3 protein-coding genes and 1 pseudogene are annotated in these 3,707 nt (G+C 66.8%); 1 reads left to right on the plus strand and 3 read right to left on the minus strand.

Features of this window, described 5'->3' with window-relative positions:
• Nucleotides 1-654, minus strand: a pseudogene (locus MJ785_RS13520) (transcriptional regulator); the annotation flags it as partial.
• Between the two features lie 41 nt (nt 655-695).
• A complete protein-coding gene (locus MJ785_RS22300) occupies nt 696-1,127 on the minus strand; it encodes an RNA-binding domain-containing protein (RefSeq protein WP_370652944.1) in 432 nt (143 codons plus the stop codon).
• A gap of 548 nt (nt 1,128-1,675) precedes the next feature.
• On the opposite strand from MJ785_RS22300, the gene MJ785_RS13525 reads away from it, so the two are divergent.
• Nucleotides 1,676-3,220: a protein kinase gene (locus tag MJ785_RS13525; RefSeq protein WP_239381200.1), complete on the plus strand. Its 1,545-nt coding sequence runs from the start codon at nt 1,676-1,678 to the stop codon at nt 3,218-3,220.
• A 179-nt stretch (nt 3,221-3,399) separates the two neighbouring features.
• On the opposite strand, the gene MJ785_RS13530 is transcribed toward MJ785_RS13525, so the two are convergent.
• The gene (locus MJ785_RS13530) at nt 3,400-3,579 is read right to left on the minus strand and encodes an AlpA family transcriptional regulator (protein WP_239346375.1); all 180 of its coding nucleotides are present in this window, start codon (nt 3,577-3,579) and stop codon (nt 3,400-3,402) included.
• Between the last annotated feature and the right edge of the window lie 128 nt (nt 3,580-3,707).

Here is a 3,707-nt window from a genome sequence, read left to right on the forward strand (position 1 = left end):
GCCGGGATTGGTCACCTCGATCCTGTCATCAAACCAGGCAACGCGGACCGGCGCGTTCGATGACTCGTAGTTGCGGTGCATGATCGCGTTCATGCACACCTCTCGGAGCGCCTCGATCGGGTAGTCCGGCCTCGGCTCCTCGCGAAACCCGCTCACCTCGATCAGTCGGGTGTGCAGGTGTCCCTTGTACAGGGTCTCCAGCCGCTCCGCAGCGTTGATGACATTGACCCGGAGTTCCTGCTCATCCAAGACGGCACCACCAACATCAATCCCCTCGTACCGGATGAACTGGACGTATGCGCCGGGAATTCGCGCGCTCGGGTCCAGCCCGACAAGGAGGAGACCGAGGACGGTCGGGGTGCCATTGATGTCGGCGAGTCGCAGTGACGCCAGATGCTGCTCGGTCGGCCGACCGTTCTCGTTCAGGACCGACGGGTCGATCGCGGAGCGTAGGTAGTCCGACCGGAAAAGATCGAGATCGAGGTCGTCGGTGGTGCTGCCTGTGATGGGACGGACATCGAACGGAGTTTCAAAGGAGCGCCGCCGCTCGGAGAGCACCCGCTCGTCGTCGCGGGTCGCCCTGCGGGTTGACGGTCCCGGCCGCACCCAGACGACGTTGTCGAACCGGACCGGTGGGGTCCGGGACGCACTCACGTCGATCTGGACGACCGGTTGCCCCCGAAATATGGCGCGACTCACCACGATCGAGGGCCGATCCAGAATCCTCCCCTCATCACGGATGCTGGTAAGAGCGCCCGGCAATAGGGGCGTGGATCAAGGAGCGGGGCTGGGGTGCGTGCATCGCAAGGCGGCGGAGGGAGCCACCCTGGTATTGGGTGGCGACCGACGACAACACAGCGAGGTGCGTGCCCCAGCCCCGCGACGCCGCGTCCCCTATTGCCGGGCGCTCTAAGCCCGAGCAGCGCCTGATCCGATGTGTCGACCTGCTCGACCGGCCTACCAGACTTGTCGACGCCGATGATCAGGCATCCGCCGCCCAGTCCCGGTAGATCGTTGGCCAGAGCACAGATCGCCTCGCGGATGGCGTTACGGTCCTTGGCCTCCCGCTTGAACTCGAGGTTGGCGGTCTCCTGGGTACCCAGGGCCGTCGCAAGATCTGTTCTCATGACGCTGATTCTGTCCCACCCGTCGTAGGGAAACCTTGTCAGCAGGTGCCGCGTTGCCTCCGATGTCGCTCATCTCGGCTGGATCAGGGCTCAGCCCGTCGACAGGCCCGCCCAAAGGGGGCTCGTAACGCGACCGTCGCACCGTCAGATCATCAGGCGCCAGCCGGGGAATGGGAAACCCGACCGCACCGGCCAGATCAGACCTCCACCAGCTGGTGCCGTGCCCTCTGAGCATGCCGATGGCGCCGACCCCGAAGATGAAAAGTCTCGTTTGTGGTGTTCGTGGAGGTCCGCCGACGTTCGCCAGCTCGGGTCGGCGGGCCTCCGTCGTTCGTGGCCGTCCGCCGCTGTCCGCTCACGTTGCTGTCAGCGGTTGCTGTCGCTTCTTCGTCCAGCCGGAGGTGTTGCACCGAGTGGCGCAGGCCGGGCAGGCGGATGGCCTGCTGCCGGTTGGCGGTGGTTGGTTACAGTTACCCCTGTCCAGGGGGAGGGCGGCGGCTCGGACCGTCGGGGGCCCTCGACAGTCGCCAGGGGGGAGCGGCAGGGCCATGCCGGTAGACCGTGACCGTGTGGAGCGGGCGTTACCCGACCGCTACGAGCTGCGCGGCAGGCTCGGCGGTGGCGGTTTCGGCGATGTCTTCCAGATGTGGGACCGTCGACTGGAGCGGCTGGTCGCGGTCAAAGCGATAGCGGTGGAGGGTACCGACGGGCGTCAGCGCGCCAGCGACGAAGCGAAGCTCCTGGCCCGGCTGAACCACCCACACCTGGTCAACATCTTCGACGCGGATGACGTCGAGGGCCTCTTCCTGCTGGTCATGGAGTTCGTCGCCGGGAAATCCCTGGACAAAGTCAGCCACGGCCTCCTGGTGGAAACGGTGTGTGGGATCGGGCTGGCGGCCGGGGACGCGTTGGCGTATGTGCACGACAGGCCGATACTGCACCGTGACATCAAGCTGGCGAACCTTCTCCTCGCTGACGACGGCACCCTGAAGATTGTCGACTTTGGGATCGCGAAGCTGCTGGAGCACACCGCCGCGTTCGGGAGGACCGGGACGCCGTTCTGGATGGCGCCGGAACAGCGGAACTTCGGCGCGCTCGGCCCGGCGACCGATCTGTACTCGCTCGGGCTGGTGCTGTACTGGCTGCTTGCCGGGCGGCTGCCGGCACGTCCGCGGGTCGGGCCGTTGACCGGGGTGCACCCGGCACTGGCGAATGTGGTGATGCGGGCGGTGGAGGAGGACATCGACGCGCGCTACCCGTCGGCGCACGCGTTCGCCGTCGACCTCGCTGAGGCTGCCACGGAGGCGCTCGGAGCGGGCTGGCTCAAACGCAGCGGCCTGATCCTGCGGGTGGATGACGCGATCCGGGAGGCTGCGACCCGTCTGCCGTCCCCGCCGGTCGGGCCGACGCGCCGGTTCGGGGTGGATGTTCCGCCGGGGGGGTTCAGCGGGCGGGAGCTGCGGGGGGCGGACCTGTCCGGGCTGGATTTGCGGGGCGCGGACTTGACGGGGATGGATTTGACCGGTGCCCGGCTGGTACACAGCACGTTGACTGACGCCGTGTTCCGGGAGGCGACGCTGGCGCACGCGGTGTTCGATCGCACGTCGCTGTCCGGGGCGGACCTGACTGGCGTCCGGCTGGTCCATGTGGATCTCACCGGTGTGGTCCTGACGGGCAGTCGTTGGCAGGGTGCGGTGTTGCTGTCCTGCCCGGTGGACCAGGCTGCCTTGGTCCGGGCGGAGCTGGCTGGTGCCGCGGTCACCGGCCGTGATTCGGCCGCGGTGGTGATACCGACCCCGATGGGCGGTGTCAATGCGGTCGTGTCCTCCCCGGACGGCACCCGGATCGTCTCCGCCGGCGACGATGGGACGGTGCGACTGTGGGATGCGGCCCGCGGCGATCTGACAGCCACGCTGATCGGGTTTGTAGGGGGATGGGCTGCCGTGGCTCCAAACGGCTCCTACAAGCTTGTGGGCGATCCCACCAACGCTCTCTGGTGGACGATCAAAAATGTTCGTTTTGAGGCCGGGGAACTCGACAGCCACATCCCGTCGATTCGACGGCTGTCCGACGATGTGCCGCTACCGCCGTGACGTCACCGGTATGAGGCACGCGGACTCGACGACGAGCACACGCCTGATCGCGGCGGCAGGTCAGCGACGCGTCCGGCGAGCACGGCCGGCAGGCCGCGCGCAGCCGGTTGCGGGGCGCGGGCACGCCGCGTTCTTGATCCCAAAACAGACTAATTCGGCAGTGTGCCAGGCTCCGCAGGTCAACGCATGCCTGCGTCGGGACGATGACGACTGATCCACTCCTCGACCTCGGAACGGCGCCATGCGCGAAAGTTCGAACGCTCGATGACGGGCTCCGGGAAGTCCGACGCCCGAGAGATCATCTTGTTGACGGCGGTCTGTGAAATACCGAGACGATCCGCAATGTCGCTGCTGGTCACAGTCTCCTCGGGCACGCACCAAACCTAGCCGGTTGCAGCGCTGCAACTTTTCGGCCAGACTCCACATAAGTTGTAGCGCTGAAACCTCATCACGACGGTCCCACCGGGTGGTGGCACACCCCGCGGGA

The sequence above is a fragment of the Protofrankia sp. CiT1 genome, assembly GCF_917627335.1.
Taxonomy (GTDB): domain Bacteria; phylum Actinomycetota; class Actinomycetes; order Frankiales; family Frankiaceae; genus Protofrankia.

Excerpts from the sequence above, each read along its gene's own strand:
- MJ785_RS22300 (WP_370652944.1), bottom strand. The coding sequence starts at position 1,127 with ATGAGAACAGATCTTGCGACGGCCCTGGGTACCCAGGAGACCGCCAAC.
- MJ785_RS13525 (WP_239381200.1), top strand. The coding sequence starts at position 1,676 with ATGCCGGTAGACCGTGACCGTGTGGAGCGGGCGTTACCCGACCGCTAC.